A 24,722-nucleotide genomic window follows, 5' to 3' on the forward strand; every position below is an offset into this window, starting at 1 on the left:
CTCCTCATCGCGGGGCAGACTAGTACCATGAGTGAGCAAACCCGCACGGAGCACACGCAGAATCCTTCAACTGTCGCCGCAGGCGACGCCGCCGTCGAGCAATTCTTCACCCTCTGGACAGTGTTCAAACGGAGCGCCGTCACTCAGGCCTCGGCCACCGGATCCCTCAACGCCGTCCTGGCATCCCTTCACACCGACGGCGCAACCCTGCGCGGCTGCTACGACGTGTCAGCCATGCGCGAGGACGCTGACGTGATGGTCTGGCTGCACGGTTCCCGGCCGGAGGTACTGCAGGCCGCTGTCAGGGAGATCCGCCGGACGACGGAATTCGCCAACACCGAGATCGTCTGGTCGGCCATGGGCGTCCACCGCGACGCCGAGTTCTCGAAGAGCCACAGCCCTGCCTTTTCCCGCGGGGTGGCGCCAGCCGAATGGGTCTGCGTCTACCCCTTTGTCCGCTCCTACGACTGGTACATCCTGCCGTCCGAAGAGCGACGCGAAATGCTCTACGACCATGGCATGAAGGGCCGCCAGTATCCGCAGGTCCTCTCGAACACGGTGTCGTCCTTCGCCCTCGGCGACTGGGAATGGATCCTCGCCCTTGAGGCACCCGAACTGGTCGACCTGGTGGACCTGATGCGTCACCTGCGGGAGACCGAGGCCCGGCGGCACGTCCGCGACGAGATTCCTTTTTACACCGGACGGCGGATTGGTACCGCCGAGATTGCAGAGGTGCTCCGATGACGGCTCAGGCCTTTCACCCCCTTGACGGTGTGGACGACAACGGGCGGATGGTGCCCAAGGATTACGACGCCATCATCCTCGCCTCCTTCGGCGGACCCGAAGGCCAGGAAGACGTCATTCCGTTCCTGCGGAATGTCACGCGGGGCAGGGGGATCCCCGATGAACGACTCGAAGAGGTCTCCCACCACTACCGCGCCAACGGTGGCATCAGCCCCATCAACGCGCAGAACCGCGCGCTCAAGGCCGCAATGGAAGCCGAGCTGGCCAGCCGTGGCATCAGCCTGCCGGTGTACTGGGGCAACCGGAACTGGGCCCCCTTCATCGCGGACACTCTGCAGGAGGCGTACGACGCCGGCCACCGCCGCGTCCTGACCGTCACCACCAGCGCCTACTCCTGTTACTCGAGCTGCCGCCAATACCGGGAAGATTTGGGTATGGCCCTGGTCGAGACCGGGCTGGAAGGCAAGCTCGAAGTGGACAAGGTCAGGCAGTACTTCGACCACCCCGGTTTCGTCGAGCCCTTTGTTGAGGGCGTAACCCAGGGTTTGCAGGCCCTGCGCCAGAAGCTGAGCGACAGCGGCGGGACCGAGGCGCCGATCCACGTCCTCTTCGCCACCCACTCGATTCCCACCGGTGACGCCGACGCCGCAGGTCCCCGCGTTAACGGCGAAGCCGACGGCGGCCCCGCCTACGCCGAAGGCGCCTACGTGGCGCAGCACCTCGCCACGGCGCAGGCCGTCCTGGACCGGGTGCCGGAATCCGCCGGCGTCGACTGGTCCCTGGTGTACCAGTCACGGTCCGGCGCCCCGCACGTGCCGTGGCTGGAACCGGACATCAACGACGCCATCAAGGACCTGGCCGCCGCCGGCACCAAGGGCGTCGTCATCGTTCCCCTGGGGTTCGTCAGCGACCACATGGAAGTGAAATGGGACCTGGATACCGAGGCCCTTGAGACCTGTGCCGACCTGGGGGTCCTCGCCGAACGGGTGCCCACCCCCGGCACCCACGAGAAGTTCGTCGCCGGTCTGATCGACCTCGTCTGCGAACGCACAGTAGCCAACAACATTGCCGACCGGCCCTCCGCCACGCAGCTGGGTCCCTGGTTCGATGTGTGCCGCCCCAACTGCTGCGCCAACCGTCGGGGCCCCAAGCCCACAGTTGCTGCAGCCGACTCGACTGTTGGACTGCCGGGGACAGCCCCGGCGTCGTGACCCAGCCGCTGCGGGTCGGCACGCGCGCCAGCGCACTGGCGCTGACCCAGACCACCACCGTCGCCGAGCGGGTCAGCGAACTCAGCGGACTCGCTCACGAGTTGGTCCGGATCCGCACCGAGGGGGACACCCACAAGGGGTCCCTGACCCAGATCGGTGGGACCGGCGTGTTCGTTGCGGCGCTGCGTGACGCACTGCTCGATGACCGGTGCGACCTCGCCGTCCACTCCCTCAAAGACCTTCCGACGACTCCCGCCGAGGGACTGACGATAGCGGCCATCCCGGGGCGAGCCGACACCCGGGACGCGCTGTGCGCCCGGGACGGGCTGACCCTGGCCACCCTGCCGGACGGTGCAACCGTGGGAACGGGATCCCCCCGCCGTGCCGCCCAGCTCCGGGCCGCGAGGCCAGGGCTTGAGGTCATCGACATCCGGGGCAACGTGGACACGCGGCTGGGCCGGGTCGCCGGTCTGACGGACGCTGGCCCGGGTGACCTCGACGCGGTGGTGCTCGCCGCGGCCGGCCTCATCCGGTTGGACCGCGAAAACGTCATCACCGAGCTCATCGACCCCGCAGTCATGCTGCCCGCTCCCGGCCAGGGGGCGCTCGCCGTCGAGTGCAGGACCGGTGACTCCCAGGAATCCACGTTCGCCGTTGCTCTGAAAGGCTACGACCACAGCACCACGCGGCTTGCAGTGACCGCCGAGCGGGCGGTGCTCCGCCGACTCGAAGCAGGCTGCAGCGCCCCGATCGGTGCCCTCGCCACGGTCATCGACGGAATCCTCGGACTGCAGGCGGTGGTCTGCAGCCTCGACGGAACCAGGTTGCTCCGGTTGACGCGCTCCGGCCGTGAGCTGACAGCCGACGGCGCTGACGCGTTGGGCGTGGGCCTCGCCGAAGATTTGCTCCACGCCGGCGCCGCGGCCATCGCACCGCTCACCGTCGGATGACCCCAGACCCGATCCTTGGTCTGCCGCCGCTGGATGGTGTGCGGGTGGTGCTGCTGCGCGGTGCTGACCGGTCGGGTCCGGTGGTTGAGGAGTTGCGCTCCCGGGGAGCGAGCGTGCAGCTGCTGCCCCTGATAGATTTTGTGACCCCCGACGACGACGCCCCGCTCGACGCGGCGCTTGACCTGCTGCGCGAGGGCGGGTTTACCTGGCTCCTGCTGACCAGCTCCACTACAGTCCGGGCCCTGAAACAGCGCTCGGCGGCACGCGGCGAGGACCTCACCGCCGCTCTCCACCCCGGCACGCGGATCGCCGCGGTGGGCGAAGCCACGGCCCGGGCGCTGGCCGCCGAGGGTATCCGCGTCGATCTGGTGCCGGGCAGCGTGGGCGAGGGAAGTTCGGGGGCCGGGCTGGCCGCAACTTTCGCCCGGCTGACCCCCGGGGGACGAATCCTGCTTCCGCAGGCCGACCTCGCGGCCGAGACGCTCGGACGAGCACTGATCGATCAGGGCTGGGAGCTGCTGCGGGTCACCGCGTACCAGACTGTGGCCTATCCTGCGGATCCGTCCCGGCGGATCACGCCCGATATTGCGCCGGATCGTCCGGCGCCAGGCCCCCGAGGGGCCAGCCGCGCCGACACCGTCGCGGCAATCGACACCGTGACCGAGCTGGATCGGGATGGCTTTTGGGCGGCGGTCGATGCCGGTGATGTCGACGCCGTGGTCTTCACCTCACCGAGCACGGTGCGCCGGCTGTCGGACGGGGCGCCCGTCTCCTGGGCTGGCATTCTTCCGGCCGGACCGGCCGCGGTGATGATCGGTGCCACGACCGCCGATGAGGCGGCGAAGTATGGGATACCCGGCGGGGCAGTCGCCGTCGAGCCCACCCCGGCGGGGATCGCCGACGCCATCGCCGCGGCGGTGCGGGACCACCCACGATCGTGACAGGCTAAGCGCAAGAGAAAAGGAGCACCATGAGTTTCCCCCAACACCGGCCCCGCCGACTGCGGACCACCCCTGCGCTGCGACGCCTGACCGCTGAGCACCGGCTCAGCCCCGCCGAACTGGTGCTACCAGCCTTCATCCGGGAAGGCCTGACCAGCCCGCACCCGATTTCCTCGATGCCGGGCGTGGTGCAGCACACCACCGGGTCGCTCAAGCGCGCCGCCGCTGAGGCAGTGGAGCTGGGCGTCGGCGGGATCATGCTGTTCGGGATCCCCGCGCACCGTGACGCGACGGGGAGCGCTGGCCTGGACCCGGACGGCGTCCTGAACCGGGCGATTGCCGATGTCAGGGCCGAGGTGGGCGATGACCTGGTGATCATGAGTGACGTGTGTCTTGACGAGTTCACCGACCACGGGCACTGCGGCGTACTGGCAGCCGACGGCACCGTCGACAATGATGCGACGCTGGCGGTGTACGCCGGGATGGCGGTGGCCCAGGCTGACGCCGGGGCCCACGTCCTCGGCCCGTCGGGCATGATGGACGGCCAGGTGGCGGTCATCCGGCAGGCCCTTGAGGAAGCAGGGCACCAGGAGACAGCAGTCCTTGCCTACGCCGCCAAATACGCTTCAGCGTTCTACGGCCCGTTCCGCGAAGCTGTCGACTCCCAGCTGACCGGCGACCGGCGCACCTACCAGATGGACGCCGCGAACCGTCGGGAGGCGCTTCTTGAGGTCGAACTGGATCTCGAGGAAGGCGCCGACATGGTGATGGTCAAACCAGCGATGAGCTACCTCGACATCCTGGCCGACGTCGCAGCACTCTCGCCCGTCCCGGTTGGCGCGTACCAGATCTCGGGGGAGTACGCCATGATCGAGGCCGCTGCGGCCAACGGCTGGATCGACCGTCGTCGTGCCATTGAAGAATCAGTTCTCGGTATCAAACGAGCCGGGGCGAACATCATCTTGACCTACTGGGCCGCCGAACTTGCCGGCTGGCTGAAGGAGAACCACCGATGACCGTTTCAGATGACCTTTTCGCACGGGCGCAGACGCTGATGCCGGGCGGCGTGAATTCGCCGGTCAGGGCGTTCGGCTCGGTGGGCGGCACCCCCCGCTTCCTCGTGTCGGCCAAGGGCCCCCACGTGACCGACGCCGACGGCCGGGAGTATGTTGACCTGGTCTGCTCCTGGGGGCCGGCCCTTTTGGGGCACGGCCACCCGGCGGTCCTCGAGGCGGTGCACAGCGCCGCCGACAAAGGATTGTCCTTCGGAGCGTCGACGCCCGCCGAAGCTGACCTTGCCCAGCTGGTCCAGAAGAGGGTGCCCGCCGTTGAACGGCTTCGGATGGTCTCCACCGGGACCGAAGCGACGATGACCGCCGTCCGGCTGGCCCGGGGCTTCACCGGACGTAACCTGATCGTGAAGTTCGCCGGGTGCTATCACGGGCACCTGGATTCCTTGCTGGCCGCCGCAGGATCAGGGGTGGCGACGCTGGCGCTGCCGGGCTCCGCCGGGGTCACTGCCGCCACAGCCGCGGAAACCCTTGTCCTGCCCTATAACGACCTTGCTGCTGTGGACGCGGCGTTCGCCGATCACGGCGATGCCATTGCCGCGATCATCACCGAGGCGGCCCCAGCCAACATGGGGGTGGTCATGCCCGGCCCGGGGTTCAACGCGGGCCTGGCCAGGATTGCCGCCGCCCACGGAGCGCTGCTCATTGTCGACGAGGTCCTGACCGGCTTCCGGGTAGGCCCCGGCGGCTATTGGGGTCTGACCGGCGGTGCGCCCGATGCCCAGGAAGCCTGGACGCCCGACCTGTTGACGTTCGGGAAAGTGATCGGCGGCGGGCTGCCCGCCGCGGCTCTCGGCGGTCGCAAGGACGTCATGAACCACCTCGCACCGCTGGGCCCGGTGTACCAGGCTGGGACACTGTCCGGGAACCCGCTCGCGATGGCCGCGGGGGTGGCCCAGCTGACCCACGCGACAGCGGACGTGTACCGGCATATCGATGCCAGCTCCGAGGCGCTCTCGGCTGCGTTGTCCACCGAACTGGACCGCGCCGGCGTCGACCATTCAATCCAGCGGGCAGGGAACCTGTTCAGCGTGGCGTTTGGGACCTCGTCGGCGGGGGTCAGTAACTACGCCGATGCGCTGGCGCAGGAGACCTACCGCTATGCGCCGTTCTTCCACTCCATGCTGGACTCCGGGGTGTACCTGCCGCCATCGGTCTTTGAGGCGTGGTTCCTGTCCTCGGCCCACGACGACGCCGCGATGAGCCGGATCTACGACGCCCTCCCGGCTGCCGCAGCGGCTGCCGCAGCGGCGACGCCGTCCAGCTGACGCCCCACGCACGAGAACCCCGCACCGGGACGATGTTCGTTCCGGTGCGGGGTTCTTTTCGGGTGAGGGATGGTTCGCTAGGATGCGGGGGCAACGTCTCCGCTGGGCCACTGTTCCTCGATGTAGGCGGCCACCTCGGGGGAATGGAGCAGTTCTTCGAGCTTGTCGATCCGGGCGTCGCCGTCGGAAGCGGTGTTCCAGGCCAGGAAGTTCGCGTACGGGTTGCCGTCCAGGGACTCAACGACCAGGGCGTCGGTGGTGCTCAGGCCCGCATCGAGGATGTAGTTGCCGTTGATGATGGCCAGGTCGACGCTCGGGTCCTGCAGGTCATTGAGCAGCAGTTCCGGCTGGTTCTCGATGAATTCCAGTCCCATCGGGTTCTGCTCCGGAGACAGGGCGAGTACCGACGCGTCGTCGGCGATGTTCTCCAGGAGTCCGGCGTCCTGCAGCAGGGTCAGGGCGCGGGCCTGGTTGGAGGGGTCATTGGTGATCGCGATGCGACCGCCCTCGGGGATCTCGGAGACGTCCTGGTGCTGCTCGGAGAACGCTGCATAGGGTTCAATGTGGACGCCTTCACCGTGGGTGAACTCGTAGCCCTGGCCTTCGACCTGGCTCTCGAAATACGGCAGGTGCTGGAAATAGTTGGCGTCCAAATCCCCGTCGCTGAGCGCAATGTTGGGGGTGGTGTAGTCGTCGAACTCGGTAATTTCCAGGTCGAGCCCGGCCTCCTCGGCGAGGTTCTCGTCGATGAACTCGAGGATCCTGGCGTGCGGCTGGGGGCTCGCTCCGACAGTGATGGTCTCCGGGTTCGCCGGATCCAGCGAGGAGACGACGGCGGGGGCAGTGGAACCGCCGCAGGCGCTCAGGGCCAGGGAAGCAGCAACACCGGTGGCGGCGAGGGTGAGTAGCTTGCGCAATAGAACAGGTTTCCTTTCGGGAGGGTGCAAAATTGTGGTGCGGATGACGTCCGCTCGGGCGGATGGCTAGCTGCCAACCACCTGTGGGGTGGCTCGGCGACGGAGCCCACGGCCCCGCCCGGCGGTAGCAGCCGACCGGTGGTCGACCCGGCGGGCGGCCCAGTCGCCAGCAAGCTGGATGGCCTGCACGATGAGCACGATGATGACGATCACCACCACCATGACCGTGGTGTCGAACCGTTGCAGACCGTAATTGTAGGCGAGCCGGCCCAGCCCGCCGCCGCCGATGATGCCTGCCATGGCGGAGTAGCCCACCAGGGTGACGAGCGTCGTCGTGAAGGCTGCGATCAGACCGGGGAGTGCTTCACGGAGCAGCACCTTGGTGACCACCTGCAAACGGGTGGAGCCCATCACCAGGGCGGCGTCGACCTTACCCGAGCCGACGTCGCGGAGGGAGGTTTCCACCAGCCGGGCGAAGAACGGGATCGCGCCGATGCTCAGGGACACCGACGCCGCGACCGGCCCGATCGAGGTGCCGGTGAGGAGCCTGGCCAGGGGGATCAAGGACACCATCAGAATGGCAAAGGGGATTGACCGGGTGATATTGACGACGACGCCGCTAATCACCTTATTGGTGACCGGCATCGGTCGTAGCCCGTCGGGAGCGCTGGTGGAAAGGAACACTCCCAGCGGCAGGCCGATCAGCAGGGTGAAAAAGCCGGAAATGCCAACCATCTGCAGGGTTGCGACGAACTCTTCGGGCAACGCACGGGTGATACCGGGATTGGTGAACAGCTGGTCGAGGAAATCCATCACGCCACCTTCGCTGCTACGCCGCGGGACTGCAGGTACTGCACCATGTCATCAACCGGCGCCTGTTCCCCCACCTCGATGCGCAGGCGGCCAAAACGGCTGTCGGCGAGGTTCTCGACGCTGCCGGCCAGGACATTAATGCTCAGGTCAAAGCGGCGTCCGAGATCGGACAGGACCGGACCGGATGCGACGTCCCCGGCGAGCAGCAACTCGAGGGCCGGCAGGGGCCCGGGAATGTGGGCGGGCAGCGGCAGTAGTGCCCGGGAAAGCTTGCCGTCGAGTTTGGCGGCGACGTCCTGCAGGCGCCCGTCTTCGACGACCCTCCCGTCTTCCAGTAGGGACACCGAATCGCAGATCCGTTTGACCACGTTCATCTCGTGGGTGATGACCAGGACTGTTAACCCCAGTGTGTCGGTGAGGTTGTGGATCAGATCCAGAATGTCGTCCGTCGTTGAGGGGTCAAGGGCGGAGGTGGGTTCATCGCAGAGCAGCACATCGGGATCCGATGCGAGGGCGCGGGCGATACCGACCCGCTGTTTCTGGCCGCCCGACAGCTGCGACGGATAGGCGTCTGCGAACCCAGCCAGTCCCACCAAGTCAAGGAGCCGCGCGACGGTCGACTTGATGTCTGCCTTGGGGGTCTTCACCAATTCCAGGGGGTGTGCGACGTTTTGTGCGGCCGTGCGGGAATCCAATAGGTTGGCATGCTGGAACACCATGCCGATCCGGCGGCGCGCTGTCCGAATCTCCGAATCCTTGACGGCGGTGAGCTCCCGCCCGTCGATGGTGACCGATCCCGAGCTGGGACGATCCAGCAGGGTCAGGCAGCGGACGAGCGTTGACTTTCCTGCCCCGGAGTGGCCGATGATGCCGTGGATCGACCCGCGGGGCACCGTCAGGCTCACGCCGTCCAACGCCGTAATGGTGCGGGCGCCCTGGCGATAGGTTTTGCGCAGATCGGAAACGGTGATCATGGTCCCTCACGGTTGCTGGAGGCGGCCGGATGGTTCGACGCATCACGGCTCGCGGGCGCACTGGCCTACGCCCAAACTATCTTCACACGCATGAAAGAAATGACTGAACTTTAGTGCCGAGCATCACGCCCGGGGCTTCACCGCAGCGTTTCCCGCCTACATATCGAAGAATCTGCGAATCGGAGCCGCCGGTGCGGTCCGATTACGAGGCGATGGCGGGCCAGCGACCTTCAACCACTGCGGCCGGGTCCTCGCGCCGCAGATACTCCTGGAAACTTGCGGCCTGACGTGCCGCCCACACCACCTGCGATGCGTGCAGCACCCCAGCCGGATGCTGCAGGTGCGGAAACCGGGCGGCCAGGACTGCAGCCACCTGGAGGGTAGCCAGCACATCGGCCGCCGAGGTGTGCGCGTTCTCGAAGACCACCCCGTAGTGCTCGCACATAGCTGTCAGGGTCCGTTTTCCACGCCGAAAGCGATCGGCTTGCTTGTCCATAATGTAGGGATCGAGGACGGGGAAGGGATGAGGTACCGGCACCGAGTGCCGTGCCCCTTCGCTGGCCAGCACAGTGAAGTCATAGCGGGCGTTGAAAGCGAGGACAGGGATTCCCGCCGCGAACAGTCGCCCGAGGACCGCGGCAAGCTCGCGGACAACGCGGTCTACGGGTTGGCCCTCGCGCCGGGCACGTTCTGTGCTGACACCGTGGATTGCTGCGGCCTCGGCGGGTATATCAATACCCGGGTCGGCGAGCCATTCATGCTGCTCCAGAACGGAACCGTCGGCGTCGACAAGAAGTAGTGAGGCGGTCACAATCCGGGCCTCCGACGGGTCCCGGCCGGTGGTCTCGAGGTCGAAGGCCGCGCGGGGGTGGTTCTGCCAGCTGTCCATGTTTCGACGCTATCCGTTGGCTCCGACATTTTGCGGGAGGTCCGTCCGGCTAGGCTGGAATTCATGTGTGAGGATTTCGCCGAGGCGGTCTATGAGGTGGCGGGGGTGATCCCCCGCGGCTCAGTGCTGTCCTACGGGGACATTGCCGAACTGCTCGAATGTGCCGGGCCCCGGCAGGTCGGCGCGGCCATGTCCAGGGCCGGCGAGGGAACACCCTGGTGGCGGGTGGTGCGCGCCAGCGGACTGCCTCCGGCCGGTCACAGCATCCGGGCGTCCCCGTTTTACGAAGCTGAGGGGACACCCCTGCGCGCCGTCGGGCACACCAGAAACGACACCTCTCCTGACGACGGGTACACGATCGATATGGGTGCGGCACGGTGGAACCCCACGGCTGAGCAGCGGGTGGTCCTCGACGCGATCCGCTCGCAGCTGGCTGAGGTTTCCGGGTTCCCGCGCAGAATGTCAGAGCCCCATGATGGGCTTCAGGCATGAGTCTGAAACCGCGATTGGTCGTTGCAGCCGATCCTACGATCGGGCGGCCCGCCTCGTCCGCTCCGCTGCTCAGCCGTGACCAGCGGACCGTAGTTGAGCTTGGGGCCGGCAGCGGGCCGGTACTGGTACTGGGCGGTCCCGGAACCGGCAAGTCGACTGTGTTGATTGAGGCCGCAGTGCGGCGGATCAACCACGAAGGTCTCGACCCGTCCGCCGTGCTGGTGCTGGCTCCATCACGGCTCGGCGCGGCCCGGCTCCGCGACGCCCTGACTACACGGCTGAACCGTAGCCTCAGTGCCGCGCCGGCGCGGACCTGGGCATCCTATGCGTTCGACCTGATCCGCAGGGCACGGATCGAAGGGCGGCTGCCCGAACTGGCCCGCAGTCCCCGGCTGCTTTCCGGGGCGGAACAGGATCTGATCATCAAGGAACTCCTGGACGGGCACAACCGGCCCGGCGCGGCGCCGCTCGGCTGGCCCGAGGGATTAGGCCTTGCCCTGGGGACCCGGGGTTTTCGGCAGGAAGTGCGGGAGCTCTTCGACCGGGTCAGCGAGTACGGAATGCACCCCGCCGAGCTGGCTGAGCTGGGGAAGCGCTTCGACCGTCCTGACTGGACCGCCGGGGCACGGCTGTACCAGGAATACCGTGATGTGCTGGATCTGCGGATGCCGGAGGCCTTCGACCCGGCGGGAGTCCTGACAGCCGCCCGGCACCTCCTGGAGTTCGATGAGGAGTTCCTGGCCCAGGAGCGGTCCCGGTTGCAGTTGATCCTGGTGGATGACTATCAGGAGTCCAATGCGGCGGTCCACGCGCTGCTCACACTGCTGGGCAGGGACCGGGACGTGCTGGTGGCGTCCTGCCCGGACACTGTGGTCCATGGGTTCCGGGGTGCCCGCCCAGAGCTCACCGGCAGGCTGGCACAGGAGCTCGCGGTGACCACAGAGCTGCTGACGGTGGCCCTCACTGCCTCGTACCGCTTATCCGGACCCCTGGCCAACGCCTGGCAGAACGTTGCGTCGCGAATCTCCATTGTGGGAGGCGCACCGGTATACCGGACGCTTGAACCACCGGAGCACGGACCGGGCATTGTCCCGCAGTCCGGCGTCGTCTCTGCCCACCTGGTGGACTCGTCTTTCCATGAGTTGCGCTATGTTGCCCAACGGATTCTTGAAGCACAGCTTTTCGGTGGGCGCAGCCTTGCCGATATCGCGGTGATCGTGCGCACTGGCGCCCAGGTGGCTGAGTTGCAGCGCTACCTGACGGGTCAGGGAATTGCTGTCAATGTTCCGGTGGCCGAACGGGCCATCCGGGATGAACCAGCGGTGAAGCCCCTGCTGGACATCTTCGGGGTAGGCCTCGGCCAGCACACCCTCGACGCAGGGTTGGCCGTATCACTGTTGTCATCACGGATGGGAGGCGCGGGAACGCTTGAGCTGCGTCAGCTGCGTCAGAGTCTCCGGCAGGCGGAACTGGCCGCCGGACGTGGGCGCACCAGCGACGAACTGCTGGTGGAGGCTCTCACCGACCCCTCCCTGACCGGGCCTGGACTGCGGGGCGGCACTGCGGCCCGCCGGATAGCCCGGATGATCTCAGCAGGAGCATCGGCGCTGGCGGCGCCGGGGGCCAACCCCGAGACGGTGTTGTGGGCGCTCTGGGAAGCCTCGGGGTGGTCGACCAAATGGGCCGATGTGGCCGTCGCCGAGGGAGCCTCATCGGTGCGGGCGGACCGGGATCTCGACGCGGTAGTCGCCCTGTTCCAGACCGCCGAGCGGTTTGTCGACCAGGTACCGGGGGCGCCGCCTGCCCGGTTCCTCGAGTACCTGACCAGCCAGGAACTGCCCATGGATACCCTGGCGCCGCGGGCCCAGCACCAGGAGTCGGTGGCGTTACTGACCCCGGCCAGTGCCTCCGGCCGTCAATGGCCGGTGGTCATTGTGGCAGGGATCCAGGAGGGGATCTGGCCCAACCTGCGTCTCCGTGGGGAGCTGCTGGGGTCAGGTGAGCTCACCGCCCTGATGGACCACGGCGCAGATTTCCGGCGCCATCGTGACCCACTGATCCTGATGCAGGACATCCGCTTCGACGAACTGAGGAGCTTTTCGGTAGCAGTGTCACGTGCGGTTGAAGAACTGATTTGCTGCGCCGTCGCATCGGATGAGGCTCAACCATCACCGTTCCTCGACCTGGTGGATCCCCTGCCGCCGGATCAACTGGAACGCGTGCGGACCGAGGTGCAACGGCCCCTGACGCTCCGGGCGTTGGTGGCTGAACTCAGGAAGTACGCCCAGCAGGAAGCCACGTTCCCCGAACTTGCGCGCGAGGCGACCCGTCACCTCGGCGCCATGGTCAATCACTCACCCGAGGTGCCGGGGGCCCACCCCTGCGGCTGGTGGGGCCTCCAGGAGCCGTCCTCCAGCGCCCCGGTGGTGCCGCCGGACCAGCCCATCCCGGTATCACCCTCGAAGGTCGACGCGGTCCTGAAGTCACCGTTGAACTGGTTTGTGTCAGCGGTGGGTGGGGAACCCACAACGGATTTCGCCCGCTCGCTGGGTACGCTCGTGCATGGCATTGCCCAGGACCTCCCTGACGCCACCGGAAGCCAGTACGTCGAAGAGCTGCAACGGCGGTGGCCTTCGTTGGGGATGAAGGACAACTGGGAAGGACTGATTGATTTCCAGCGCGCGGAACTGATGGTCCGAAAGCTGGCCGGATACGTCATTTCCATGCGCCAGGACGGACGGTCGCTGCTCGGCACCGAGGTTGACTTCGAGGTGGACCTTGAGGTGCCGACGGGGGAGGGCTTGCGGATGGCGCGGCTGCGGGGACAGATCGATCGGCTGGAGATTGACGACGAAGGCCGGCTGGTCATCGTCGACCTCAAGACCGGCAAATCCTCGCCGTCCCTGGCAGACCTCGATCGACATCCGCAGCTGGCCTCCTACCAGGTGGCAGTGGCCGAGGGGGCCCTGACCGACGGGGAGCCCGCGGGACCGGGCGGAGCCGCGCTGGTGCAGCTCGGGACCACCCGCAAGGAAGCAGGAGTCCAGCAGCAACCGCCCCTGGCCGCCGACGACCGGTGGGCGCGGGAGATGATTGAGGAGGCGGCCCGTCTGATGTCCGCGGCACAGTTCGACGCTGTCCATGATCCGAAGCGTTCCGGGCACGGCGGGTCAGGGTGCCGGCTCCCGGAAATCTGTCCGTTGTGCCCGGAAGGCCGGCAGGTGACCGAATGACCACCACCTCCGAATCCGGCGCGGCAGGAGCCGTCCAGGTCGCTGGGTCGCCGGCCCCGCGGTACTCCGCCCGCGAGCTCGCCGAACTCCTGCACGGGGATCCATCGACCCCGGTCCAATACCCCACCCCAGACCAGGTCACCATCATTGAGGCTCCGCTGGAGCCATTGCTGGTGATTGCCGGAGCGGGGTCGGGTAAGACCAAGACCATGGCCGATCGGGTGGTCTGGCTGGTGGCCAACGCGTTGGTCCGGCCCGAGCAGATTCTGGGGGTGACGTTCACCAGGAAAGCCGCGGGGGAGCTCTCCGCCCGAATCCGCCAACAGCTTACCGCGCTGTACCCGGCGCTGGCGGCCGCAGGACACGAGGACGATGCTGGCGACAGGCTTGACCCGAGCGTCTCCACCTACCACTCCTACGCGAACGCCATTGTGCAGGACTATGGGTTGCGGATCGGCGTCGAGCGCGACTCGGTGCTGCTGGGGGCGGCCCAGGCGTGGCAGCTGTCCAGCACGGTCGTTGAGGCGTACGACGGCGAGTGGGAGCACTTCAGTGCGGCGAAGTCCACCCTGGTGAAGGCGGTTCTGACGATGGCAGGGGAGTGTGCTGAACATCTGGTGACCCCGGCGGAAGTGCGGGCGGTACTCAGGGAGCACCTGTCGGCGGTAAGCGATCTGGAATACGCCGCAGGGACCTCGCGCCGTCCAGCGCAGGCCGTGGCCAAGATGCTGGACAAACTGCGTACCCGCGTCACCATCACGGAGCTGGTTGAACACTACTCCGACGCCAAGCACTCCCGGCGGCAGCTCGACTTCGGTGATCTCGTTGCGCTCGCCGCAAGGATCGTCAGCGATGTCCCCGAGGCGGTTGAGCTGGAGCGCCAGAAATACCGGGTGGTCCTCCTCGACGAATTCCAGGACACCTCCTTCGCCCAGATGGTGCTGTTCTCAAAGCTCTTCGGCGACGGTCGGGCAGTAACCGCGGTGGGGGACCCGCACCAATCGATTTACGGCTTCCGGGGCGCATCAGCGGGGCAACTCGGCACGTTCCGCACCACGTTTCCCCTCGCGCTTGAGGGCGGCCTGCGGCCCTCGCCGGTCGCGAATCTGTCCATCGCCTGGCGGAACGGCACCAGCATCCTTGCTGCAGCCAACGTCGTCGCAGGAGAGCTTAACCGGCCGCCGAGCTGGCTCCGGACCACCGAACTGATCGTTCCACCGCTCGAGCCCAAACCCCGGGCGGGCGTGGGCGAGGTCTATCTCGGACGGTTCCTCAGCGAGGCCACCGTCAGTAGAGACGGCGCAACCGTTCCGGGCGAGGCGGCGATCCTGGCGGATCAGGTCGAACAGCATCGGCGGCGCGGCTTCGAGCGGGGGCAGGATGGCAGGCGGCTCACACCGACTGTGGCAGTGCTGTGCCGGGGCAGACGGCAGTTTGAACCCATTCGCAGAGAACTTGAGCAGCGGGGCATCCCGGTGCAGATCGTGGGTCTCGGCGGCCTGCTAAGGACCCCTGAGATTGTCGAACTGCTTGCCGTGTTGAGAGTGCTCGGCGACCCGGACCGGTCTGATTCCCTGTTGCGGCTGGTTGCGGGGGCCCGGTGGCGGATCGGTCCGGCCGACATCATGGCGCTAGGCGACTGGTCGCGGCACCTGGCCCAGCGCAGGGCGTGGTTGGCATCCGGCAGCGGAACAAAACCCGGTTCGGAGCCCGGTTCGGAGTCGGGTCCAGAGTCGGGTCCAGACCTGGGCTGGGGCCGGGCGCCGGAAACCGGTCCGGCTGCCCCGACTGCAGTCCCGCCTGACACGGTAGAGCCTGACACGGTAGAGTCGGGCAGCCTGGTAGAGGCAGTTGACCAGCTCCCGCCGACGGGCTGGGTGTCCAGGAGCGGCCGTGGGCTGAGCGACGAGGGGCGGACCCGGTTGACGCGGCTCCGGGATGAGCTGCGACTGCTCAGGGATTTCGTCGGTGATGACCTCACCACGTTGATCAATGAGGTGGAACGCAGGATCCTTCTTGACATTGAAGTGGCCGCCAAACCACTGGTGGGTATCCACGAGGCCAGGCGGAACCTTGACGCGTTTGTGGATGCCGTCGCCGGGTTCAGCTCCACAGCTGAGCGCGTGGATCTTGCTGCGTTCCTGGCATGGCTTGAGGCAGCGGATGCCGAAGAGGATGGGCTTCCGGTGACCGCACTGGAAACCAGTCGCGATGCGGTGCAGCTCCTGACCGTGCATGCGGCGAAAGGGCTGGAGTGGGACATTGTTGTGGTCCCCGGGCTCAACGAAGGCGCTTTCCCGAGTGGGTCCGACTCCCGCTGGAGCAGCGGCGACTCGGCTATTCCCTGGAACCTGCGCGGAGATGCCGGCGAGCTCCCCCAATGGGACTGGGAGCAGCCGGATCAGGTGTCCTGGCTTGCCAGCGAGAAGACTTTCACTTCGGAGGCCCGCTATCACGCTGGACGGGAGGAACGCCGGCTCGCCTACGTCGCGTTCACCCGGGCGAAACACGTGCTGGTGTGCACTTCATCGGCCTGGGGCGGTGGCCGAACCAAACCGACGCCGGCTTCGACGTATCTGACCGAACTGAGGAAACTCACTGAACATCACGAACCGGGCTACACCGTCCTGCATTGGCTGCCAGAGGAGAACGAGGGGGACACCAACCCGGCCAACGCCGTGGAGGCCCGCGCTGCCTGGCCGGTAGATCCGCTGCGCTCCCGCCGGACGGGTATCGAGTCGGCCGCTGCAGCAGTCCTTACAGCAGCGGCGGGTTCCGTCATCGGGTCCGACGCCGGGCGTCCTGATGGGGTCGCCGTCCAGGGCGGACGGTGGGACGAGGAGACGCGGCTGGCTCTGGCACGGCATGCCCGGCGCGCAGGGAACCCGGAGGTGGTGCTTCCCGCCCACATCTCGGCCTCCCTCCTCGTCGAGCTCTCCGACGATCCCGCGGCCGTGGCCCGTCAGCTCCGCCGGCCGGTGCCGCGACGCCCCGGCATGGCGGCACGCCGTGGCACTGCCTTCCATTCCTGGATTGAGGAGTTCTACGGCACCAGCGGAATGCTGGATCTAGGTGAGAACCCCGGAGCGGACTCCCACATTGACGAGGCCCTTGATCTTGAGAGCATGATCGAAACGTTCAAGGGGTCGGTCTGGGCTCACCGTGTTCCGGTGGAGCTGGAAGTACCGATCGAAACGAGGGTGGGTGCCCTGGTGGTGCGCGGCCGCATCGATGCCGTATTCAGGGATGGCGACGGCAGGTGGGAACTGGTCGACTGGAAGACCGGCACACCGCCGTCGCGCGACAAACTCGCCGTGCGATCTGTTCAGCTTGCTGTCTACCGGCTTGCTTGGGCGCGGCTGAAGGATGTTCCGCTGGACTCGGTCCAGGCCGCGTTCTACTACGCCAGCACCGACACAGTGATCCGGCCGCACAATCTGGCCACGGAGGCTGGGCTGGAGGAGATCATCCGGAAAGCAACCGCTCCAGGGAAGGACTGAGCGGGCCGACCGGCCGGGCCAGCGGTCAGCTGGACTTGATAATGGGCAGCGAGGAGGTTTCGGTGTCGTCGGCGGGAACCGGTGACACCGAGAACCGCTGGGATGATGAGGTCGCTGCCGTCCTGCCGTCCTGCTCATCAGCCTCAGCGGGTTCGTCGTCAGCGTCTGCGACGTCACTTTCGACGTCATCACTGGCACGCCCGTCGTCGGTGGCTCTGCCGATGACAGCTTCATCAGGGACGTTGCCCCCGCCGTCGGCAACGTCAGTCCCCGGCTCTTCGTCCTCCTCGGGCGCCGTGCGCCCGGCGTCGTCGTCAGCATCGGCCTGGGCGGACCGGTACTCGGCCATGGCGGCCTCCTCGACCTGCAGGTCCCGGTCGAGGGAAGTCATCATGTCTTCGGCTTCGGCGATCATCTCGGCATTGTCCATCGCCACACCCCGGACCAGCCACTGCGCCAGGGCAAACTCGGCGGCCAGTGCTGCACGGCGCATGAGATGCGGGTCGGCGGCCTCCGCCCGCGCGAGAACATAGGCCCGGTGCACGTCCTCGGCGAACCTTGGGTTGGTGGCGGCCAGCAGCCAGGCGAAGTCGTCGGCAGGGTCGCCTACCCGGAGATCGGTCCAGCCGGTGACGGCAGCGACCCGTCCAGCCGCGATCAGCAGGTTGTCCTCATGAAGATCTCCGTGGACCACCGTCGGATGGAACCGCCAGAGGGTGACATCCTCCAGCGCATGCTCCCATCGCCGCAGGAGGTGTGCGGGGATCCGGCCCGTGATGGCAGCCTGATCCAGTTCGTTCAGTTTGCGCTGCCTGAATTCGTTCGCCTCGTAACTCGGCAGGTCAGCGTTGTGGACCAGGAGTGGCGGCAAATCATGAATGGCCGCCAGCATCCTGCCCAGTTCTGTTGCCAGTCCGCCGCCAGAGGCAAGGTCGTCCAGTTCGCGGGGGGAGCCTTCGAGGTGGGCGTACACAAAAGTGCACAGCTCGCCTTGCCTCAGCGTCCCGGCGATGTGAGGCACCAGGAACGGTAACTCCGCCCTGATGGCCGGTGTAAACGCTTTCAGGGCTTGCAGCTCGGTTTCGAGCCTCATCGACGCATCAGGGTGCCGGGGGGACCGTACCCGCCACTGCTTCCCCGAATCATCGACCAGCAGCGCCGATTCGAAGTCGGCGGCATCATCAGGGACGCCCGCCACCCCCGTGGGGGTAAGCCCGGGTACGGCGGCGCTGGCAATCGCGGCGAGTTCCATGGGAGTGCGTTTCACACCCTCAACGGTAGGGCGGTCCTTCCCGGAATGGGTCGTTGCCGGTCGGCGAGTCGTCAGAAGCTGCCGACCGCCCCCCATCAACGGGTACTGAAATGTGTTTTGGGGGAGCGAGAACGTACCGTAGAACCATGAGTGAAACCCTCCGGATCCCCGCCCTGCAGTCGTTCGGATCGCTGCCCATGGCGCGGGTGGCGCTGGACCGGGGAGGAGCCCTGCGCTCTAGCCCAGCGCTCCTCGGCGAGCTGTGGGAGGCGCCCACGACACGTGTGATGTTCATCGCCCACGGACGGTCGCCGGTGATCGACGGCTCCCTGCTGCTCGTCGACCCGGCTACGGCCGATCGTCCGGCAACACCCATCTATCTGGGGCGGACGCTCGCCGACGATCCGGAGCCTGGCGGCGTTCCCGCCGGTAGCCATGTCTTCCTGGCCATCCTGGACGAGGTGGACACGGCGATTGGTGAGGAGGGGGCCTGGATGGGCCTCCGCGACGCGGCGACAGCTCTTTCGGGGCGGGACGCCAGCATTTTCGTCCAGGCTGCGGCTGTCGCCAACTGGCACGACAAGCACACTCATTGCCCCCGTTGCGGGACGCTGACCGAGGTTGTGGAGGGAGGCTGGGTGCGCAGGTGTCCAGCTGACGGGTCCGACCATTACCCCAGGACCGACCCGGCCATCATCGTCGCAGTGGTCGACGATGACGACCGGCTCCTCCTGGGATCCGCGGCCGGGTGGCCCGAGGGCAGGTTCTCCACCCTTGCCGGTTTCGTCGAACCCGGCGAATCGCTTGAGGCGGCGGTGATCCGCGAGGTCGCCGAGGAATCGGGAATCAACGTCCACTCGCCGCAGTACCTCGGATCGCAGCCGTGGCCGTTCCCTGCGTCCCTGATGCTCGGGTTCATCGCCACAGCAGTGAACACCAACCAGGTCCCCGACGGCGTGGAAATCATGGACGTCAGGTGGTTCACCCGGGCTGAGCTCGCCGTCGCGGTGCGGGACGGCGACATCACGGTGCCCACCGGAGCGTCAGTGTCCCGGGCCCTGATCGAGCACTGGTATGGCGGGCCACTCGACGTGGCACCCGCGGAGGGCCGGCCATAGGCATGGAAACAACTTTCGAAGAGAGGATCCTGGCAGGCCTCGACGACGAACAGCGCACTGTCGCATCCACCCTGACCGGACCACTGTGCGTGCTGGCCGGAGCCGGAACCGGCAAGACCAGGGCCATCACCCACCGGATCGCCTACGGCGTCCACACGGGTGTCTACAAACCACAGCAGGTGCTTGCTGTGACTTTCACCGCCCGTGCCGCCGCCGAGATGCGGACCCGGCTTCGTGACCTGTCGGCCCAGGGCGTCCAGGCGCGCACCTTCCATGCGGCAGCGTTGCGGCAATTGCAGTACTTCTGGCCGCAGGCCGTGGGAGGACCGCTTCCAGCCCTCGTGGATCACAAGGCCCAGCTCATCGCTGAGGCTTCGAGGCGGCTGCGCCTGTCGACTGACCGGGCAGCCATCAGGGATGTCGCCGCCGAGATCGAATGGGCCAAAGTGTCGATGTTGACCCCCGAGGGGTACACCGCAGCAGCGGCCGGACGGGTGGAACCCGCCGGAATGGACCTCACCACTGTGGCCCGCATCTTCGCCGGCTACGAGGATCTGAAGCTTGACCGCAACGTCATCGACTTCGAGGATGTCCTGCTGATCACTGTGGGGATCCTGCAGGAAGACGAAAAAGTCGCTGCGACCGTGCGTGCCCAATACCGCCACTTCGTGGTCGATGAATACCAAGACGTGTCACCGCTGCAGCAGCGGTTGCTGGACCTGTGGCTGGGGGATCGGAGCGAACTATGCGTCGTGGGTGACGCCAGCCAGACGATCTATTCGTTTACCGGAGCCACTTCGCGGCACCTGCTGGACTTCACCGGCCGCTACGAGGGCGCCCAGGTGGTCCGCCTGGTCCGCGACTACCGGTCAACTCCCCAGGTGGTCCGACTGGCCAACAACCTGCTCGCCGCCCGAACCGCTGAGGCGGGCCGCCACCCCGGCTCGACCAGCTGGTCCACCCCGCTGGAACTGATCGCGCAGCGCCCCACCGGCCCGGAACCGTCATTTACGGAGTGCAGCGACGATGAGGCTGAGGCGGCTGAGGCGGCACGGCGGATCACCGAACTGCTGGACAACGGGGTGCTGGCCAGCGAGATCGCCATCCTCTACCGCACGAATGGGCAGTCGGCGGCCTACGAGCAGGCCCTGGCCAGTGCCGGCATTGGGTATCAGCTGCGCGGCGGTGAACGATTCTTCACCCGGCGGGAGGTGAGGGACGCGCTGCTGCAGTTGCGGGCCGGGGCCCGGACCGCCGGATCCGACGATGTCCCCCAGCTGGTACGGGACATCCTGGCGAGCCTCGGGTACGCGCCGGTGGCCCCCGCAAGTTCCGGTGCCGTCCGGGAAAAATGGGAGTCCCTCGCTGCTCTGGTCGCCCTGGCCGATGAGTTAAGCGCCTCCCGGGCAGCCGACGGATTCACCCTCCAGGATTTCGTGGCAGAACTTGAGGAGCGGGCCGCAGCCCAGCACGCACCGACAGTGCAGGGCGTCACCCTCGCCTCCCTCCACACGGCCAAGGGGCTCGAATGGGATGCCGTGTTCCTGGTGGGGCTCAGCGAAGGGCTGATGCCCATCTCGTTCGCCGACACCCCCGAGGCTGTTGACGAGGAACGCAGGCTCCTCTATGTCGGCATCACCCGGGCGCGGGAGCATCTTGCACTGTCATGGTCAACAGCGCGCACCCCTGGGGGGCGGGCCAGCCGCAAGCCGACCCGGTTCCTCGACGGTCTGCGCCCGGCGGCCGACGGCGATCGGGCCTTCAGAACCCCGAAGGCCCGACAGAGCCGTAAGGTGTCGGCTCCATCCACCTGCCGGGTCTGCGGGAAAGTGTTGGGTTCCGGGTCCGAGCGCAAGATCGGGCGCTGCGCCGACTGCCCGGCGACGTACCAGGAAGCAACTTTTGAGGCGCTGCGGGCGTGGCGTTTGGAACAAGCCCGGGAGAATGACGTGCCCGCGTTCGTCGTGTTCACCGACGCCACCCTCGTCGCGATCGCTGAAGCACGACCCACCACTATCGAGAAGCTGGGCGGGCTGGCTGGCATCGGTCCGTCGAAGCTTGAGAAGTACGGCGAATCGGTCCTGTCAATCATCGCCGACAGTGAATAGCTGAAGGGAGAGCCCCGAAATGATCGAGCCCGCCATGAGTGAGCGGTCCCCCGGTGCACCGGGGCAGCTCGGCGCCAACCCACCGGTCGAGGTCAGGCGGTCCGCCAAACGCAGGCGGACCGTCAGCGCCGACCTGCGCGACGGCGTCGTCGTGGTCTCCATTCCGGCCCACTTCACGGCGGCGCAGGAACGGGAGTGGGTGCACCGGATGGTCGCCAAACTCCAGTCGAAGTACCAGGAGGCGGCCCGCCCAGCGAACGGTCCGGGAGACGCCGGGCCGGGCGACGGGCTCCTGCAGCGTGCCGCCGCCCTTTCCCAGGATTACCTGGCGGGACGGGGGCAGCCGGTGAGCATCGGCTGGGTCACCAACCAAAACTCCCGCTGGGCCTCGGCGACGCCGTCGCGCAAGACCATCCGGCTGTCGCACAAGCTGCAGGGCATGCCCGACTGGGTGGTGAATTACGTTATTCTGCACGAGCTGGCACACCTGATCGAGCCGTCGCACAACCGGACGTTCTGGCGGCTGCTGGAGTCGTACCCGCAGACCGAATCAGCCAAATCGTTCCTTGACGGGGTAGCTTTCGCGGCCAACCATGGACTGGCTGGCCGCGAAAGTTGAGGCGACGGACTGCCGGCTAGCGGCGGCGCCGGTCCGCGGCGAGCCAGTAGTTGCTGAAACCGGCGTCGTTGGGGTCAACGTTGGTACCGGGAGGGACGATCTCGTCGATCCGGTCCAGGGTTGCCGTGTCCAGCTCGAGGGAAGCCGCGTCGAGCTGTGATTCGAGCTGCTCCATCGTGCGAGGCCCGATGATGGCGCTGGTAACTCCCGGATGGCGGAGCACAAAAGCCAGTGCAAGGTGGACCAGCGGAACCCCGAGGTCGTCTGCTAGCGCGCCCAACTGGTCGGCTGCCTCTAGCTTGGCTGCGGTCGCCGGGTCCGTCAGATCGAACGGTTCCTTGTCCGACCCGCGCCGCGTGGCCGGGAGGTCCTGGCCTTTCCGGTACTTGCCGCTCAGCCACCCGCCCGCGAGCGGACTCCAAACCAGGCTGCCCATCGAGTGCCGGTGGGTGGTGGGCAGCAGATCCGCCTCGACCCCGCGTGCGAGGAGCGAGTACGGCGGCTGCTCGGTCACGAAGCGCGCCGTATGGTGCTGCCGTGCCGACCACTGGGCCTCCACCACCTGGGAGGGCTGGAAGGTGGACGACCCGATGTAGCGCACCTTGCCCTGGCGGACCAGGTCATCGAGGGCTCCGAGTGTTTCATCGATGTCGGTGTGCTCATCCGGGCGGTGCATCTGGTACAGGTCAAGGTAGTCGGTGCCCAGCCGCCGCAGTGAGTCCTCGACTGCCCGCATAATCCACTGCCTGGACCCGCCGCGGTAGTTCGGCTGCTGCTTCATCCCGTTGAAGAACTTGGTCGCGATCACCAGATCCTCGCGCCGGCCGTGCTCAGCGATCGCCTTGCCCAGGATCTCCTCGGACTCGCCAAACGCGTAAATGTCGGCGCTGTCGATGAAGTTGATCCCGGCATCGATAGCGCGGCGGATGATCCTGATGGAGTCCTGGTGGTCCTTGTTGCCCCAGTCGCCGAACATCATCGTGCCGAGACAAAGGCGGCTGACTTCAACCCCGGTCCGGCCGAGTTGGGTGGTGGGCTGCGAAGTTGTCTGTTCAACCATGGGGTTTACTGCTTCCTGGGTCGGTGTCGTCGGGTGGAGTATCGTCCTCGGGCGGGTCGTCCCCTGACTGGGTCGGCTCAGTCGGTTCGGTCGGCTCATCGGTTTCGGGGGCTTCATCGAACCCGCCGTCCAGCAACCGCTGCAGTGCCGCATCGACCTCGGACTCCGAGGACTCGGCGAGCTGTCGACGCTGGCTGAACCCTTGAGGATCGTCGAGGTCCTCGGCGGTTGGCAGCAGATCGGGGTGTTCCCATACGGCGTCGCGGCCTGCGATGCCCCGCTCGGCCTGCAGATGAGCCCACAGGGTGGCGGCGTCGCGTAGTCGACGCGGTCGCAGCTCCAACCCTACGAGGGAAGCGAACGCGTGTTCGGCGGGACCGCCCGTGGCGCGGCGCCGCCGAACCATTTCCCGCATCGACGCCGACGACGGCAGATTGGCGGTGGCGGCTGCGGTCAGCTCGTCGACCCACCCCTCGACAAGTGCCAGTGCTGTTTCCAGCCGGATCAGCGCCGCGTCCTGCTGGGGGGTCCGGCCAGGCATGAAAACACCTTCGGAGAGTGCCGCCTGCATCGATTCCGGGTTGGAGGGATCAATGTCGCGTGCCACCTCCTCGATCTTGGACATATCGATGTGGATGCCCCGCGCATAGCTGTCAACAGCACTCAGCAGGTGGCCCGCAAGCCACGGCACCTGGCTGAACAGCCGGGTGTGAGCTGCTTCCCGGACAGCGAGGAACAGCCTGACTTCCTGCTCGGGGATGTCCAGGCCCTCGCCGAACGCTGTCACGTTTGCGGGGAGCAGGGCCATCTGGCCCTCGGCCAACGGCAGGCCAATGTCGGTGGAACTCACGACGTCCTTCGACAGGGCTCCCACCGCCTGGCCCAGCTGCATGCCGAACATGGCGCCGCCGAGATTCTGCAGCATCGACGACGCGCCGCCCATCATGGTCTTCATTTCTTCGGGCAGCTGCTCGGTGATGGCATCGGAAAGCGCCTTCGCTATGCTCTCCGCCACCGGCTCGGTAAGTCGCTTCCAGGTGTCCATGGTTGCCTCGACCCATTCGGCCCGGGACCAGGCCCGGCCGAGCGTGTTGGTGGAGGGGAAGTCGGTGACCGGGTCAAGCCACATTTCGGCGAGTCTCAGCGCCTCATCCACGTCGCGGCGTTGTTGCGGGGTGACTGAGGGGTCGCTGTCGGCAGCGGCGACCCGGCGGGCGTGCTCGTGGGCGAGTTGCCAGTTCACCGGCCCTTCACTCTGGGCAGCGAACATTGCCTGGACCTGCTGCATCATCATCGCCATCGACTGCGGATCGGACGGGAGACCGGCGGCCTTGGCCAGCTCCTGGGGGTCCATTCCCTGCGCGCCGCCACCCATCAGGCGCGCCAGCATCTCGGAGAGGGGGTCCTTGGGGGTGTCGCCGTCGTCGTTCGACGGATCTGACGGGTTGGAGGTCACTGATACCACTGGTCCTGGAATTGGCTGCTGGAATTGGCTGCTGTAGTCCTCATAGGTGGGCTGCGCCGACAGCCGCTGAACAACTAGTGCTGGCACTCCCACGGTAC

At 66.9% G+C, this 24,722-nt stretch carries 19 protein-coding genes; 12 read left to right on the forward strand and 7 right to left on the reverse strand.

Features of this window, described 5'->3' with window-relative positions; all coding sequences use genetic code 11:
- Positions 1-27: 27 nt before the first annotated feature.
- Genes hemQ through hemL form a run of 6 tightly spaced genes read left to right on the forward strand, consistent with a single transcriptional unit; the run spans position 28 to position 6,184 of the window.
- A complete protein-coding gene (hemQ, locus tag ACX80G_RS02900) occupies positions 28-744 on the forward strand; it encodes a hydrogen peroxide-dependent heme synthase (protein WP_459305482.1) in 717 nt (238 codons plus the stop codon).
- Positions 741-1,955: a ferrochelatase gene (locus ACX80G_RS02905; RefSeq protein WP_459305483.1), complete on the forward strand. Its 1,215-nt coding sequence runs from the start codon at positions 741-743 to the stop codon at positions 1,953-1,955. Before hemQ ends, ACX80G_RS02905 begins: the two co-directional genes overlap by 4 nt.
- Positions 1,952-2,905, forward strand: coding sequence for a hydroxymethylbilane synthase (hemC, locus tag ACX80G_RS02910; RefSeq protein WP_459305484.1), 954 nt, complete (start codon positions 1,952-1,954; stop codon positions 2,903-2,905). The genes ACX80G_RS02905 and hemC overlap by 4 nt, the downstream gene beginning before the upstream one ends.
- Positions 2,902-3,846: a uroporphyrinogen-III synthase gene (locus ACX80G_RS02915; protein WP_459305485.1), complete on the forward strand. Its 945-nt coding sequence runs from the start codon at positions 2,902-2,904 to the stop codon at positions 3,844-3,846. The genes hemC and ACX80G_RS02915 overlap by 4 nt, the downstream gene beginning before the upstream one ends.
- A gap of 29 nt (positions 3,847-3,875) precedes the next feature.
- A complete protein-coding gene (gene hemB / locus ACX80G_RS02920; protein ID WP_459305486.1) occupies positions 3,876-4,862 on the forward strand; it encodes a porphobilinogen synthase in 987 nt (328 codons plus the stop codon).
- Positions 4,859-6,184 carry a glutamate-1-semialdehyde 2,1-aminomutase gene (gene hemL, locus ACX80G_RS02925; RefSeq protein WP_459305487.1) on the forward strand — a complete coding sequence of 442 codons (1,326 nt, stop codon included), beginning with the start codon at positions 4,859-4,861 and terminating at the stop codon, positions 6,182-6,184. Before hemB ends, hemL begins: the two co-directional genes overlap by 4 nt.
- A gap of 77 nt (positions 6,185-6,261) precedes the next feature.
- On the opposite strand, the gene ACX80G_RS02930 is transcribed toward hemL, so the two are convergent.
- The 4 genes from ACX80G_RS02930 to ACX80G_RS02945 form a co-directional block, all read right to left on the reverse strand.
- Complete coding sequence (locus ACX80G_RS02930) at positions 6,262-7,101, reverse strand: MetQ/NlpA family ABC transporter substrate-binding protein (RefSeq protein ID WP_459305488.1); 840 nt, start codon at positions 7,099-7,101, stop codon at positions 6,262-6,264.
- A 66-nt stretch (positions 7,102-7,167) separates the two neighbouring features.
- Positions 7,168-7,914 carry a methionine ABC transporter permease gene (locus tag ACX80G_RS02935; protein WP_459305489.1) on the reverse strand — a complete coding sequence of 249 codons (747 nt, stop codon included), beginning with the start codon at positions 7,912-7,914 and terminating at the stop codon, positions 7,168-7,170.
- Positions 7,914-8,888 (reverse strand): methionine ABC transporter ATP-binding protein, encoded by a 975-nt coding sequence (locus ACX80G_RS02940; protein WP_459305490.1) that lies wholly within the window; start codon positions 8,886-8,888, stop codon positions 7,914-7,916. Before ACX80G_RS02940 ends, ACX80G_RS02935 begins: the two co-directional genes overlap by 1 nt.
- 202 nt (positions 8,889-9,090) lie before the next feature.
- Positions 9,091-9,777, reverse strand: a complete 687-nt coding sequence (locus ACX80G_RS02945; RefSeq protein ID WP_459305491.1) for a 3'-5' exonuclease — start codon at positions 9,775-9,777, stop codon at positions 9,091-9,093.
- A 63-nt stretch (positions 9,778-9,840) separates the two neighbouring features.
- On the opposite strand from ACX80G_RS02945, the gene ACX80G_RS02950 reads away from it, so the two are divergent.
- The 3 genes from ACX80G_RS02950 to ACX80G_RS02960 are packed head-to-tail and all read left to right on the forward strand — an operon-like array spanning position 9,841 to position 17,002.
- Positions 9,841-10,269, forward strand: coding sequence for an MGMT family protein (locus ACX80G_RS02950; protein ID WP_459305492.1), 429 nt, complete (start codon positions 9,841-9,843; stop codon positions 10,267-10,269).
- Positions 10,266-13,502, forward strand: coding sequence for an ATP-dependent helicase (locus ACX80G_RS02955; protein ID WP_459305493.1), 3,237 nt, complete (start codon positions 10,266-10,268; stop codon positions 13,500-13,502). Before ACX80G_RS02950 ends, ACX80G_RS02955 begins: the two co-directional genes overlap by 4 nt.
- Positions 13,499-17,002, forward strand: coding sequence for an ATP-dependent helicase (locus tag ACX80G_RS02960; RefSeq protein ID WP_459305494.1), 3,504 nt, complete (start codon positions 13,499-13,501; stop codon positions 17,000-17,002). Before ACX80G_RS02955 ends, ACX80G_RS02960 begins: the two co-directional genes overlap by 4 nt.
- Before the next feature lie 25 nt (positions 17,003-17,027).
- Here ACX80G_RS02960 and ACX80G_RS02965 read toward each other — a convergent pair whose 3' ends face one another.
- Positions 17,028-18,269, reverse strand: coding sequence for a macrolide 2'-phosphotransferase (locus tag ACX80G_RS02965; RefSeq protein ID WP_459305495.1), 1,242 nt, complete (start codon positions 18,267-18,269; stop codon positions 17,028-17,030).
- Between the two features lie 131 nt (positions 18,270-18,400).
- Between ACX80G_RS02965 and nudC the strand changes: the two genes are divergently transcribed.
- From nudC to ACX80G_RS02980, 3 genes are read left to right on the forward strand one after another with little or no spacing between them, the layout of a single operon-like run.
- Complete coding sequence (gene nudC / locus ACX80G_RS02970; RefSeq protein WP_459305496.1) at positions 18,401-19,372, forward strand: NAD(+) diphosphatase; 972 nt, start codon at positions 18,401-18,403, stop codon at positions 19,370-19,372.
- Between the two features lie 2 nt (positions 19,373-19,374).
- Positions 19,375-21,480: an ATP-dependent DNA helicase UvrD2 gene (locus ACX80G_RS02975; RefSeq protein WP_459305497.1), complete on the forward strand. Its 2,106-nt coding sequence runs from the start codon at positions 19,375-19,377 to the stop codon at positions 21,478-21,480.
- Between the two features lie 34 nt (positions 21,481-21,514).
- Positions 21,515-22,099: a M48 family metallopeptidase gene (locus tag ACX80G_RS02980; RefSeq protein ID WP_459305717.1), complete on the forward strand. Its 585-nt coding sequence runs from the start codon at positions 21,515-21,517 to the stop codon at positions 22,097-22,099.
- Positions 22,100-22,115: 16 nt separating this feature from the next.
- On the opposite strand, the gene ACX80G_RS02985 is transcribed toward ACX80G_RS02980, so the two are convergent.
- Together ACX80G_RS02985 and ACX80G_RS02990 are read right to left on the reverse strand one after the other, a co-directional pair.
- Positions 22,116-23,159: an aldo/keto reductase gene (locus ACX80G_RS02985; protein WP_459305498.1), complete on the reverse strand. Its 1,044-nt coding sequence runs from the start codon at positions 23,157-23,159 to the stop codon at positions 22,116-22,118.
- Positions 23,152-24,615, reverse strand: a complete 1,464-nt coding sequence (locus tag ACX80G_RS02990; RefSeq protein ID WP_459305718.1) for a zinc-dependent metalloprotease — start codon at positions 24,613-24,615, stop codon at positions 23,152-23,154. Before ACX80G_RS02990 ends, ACX80G_RS02985 begins: the two co-directional genes overlap by 8 nt.
- Positions 24,616-24,722 lie beyond the last annotated feature (107 nt).

Source organism: Arthrobacter glycogeni, from assembly GCF_054510815.1.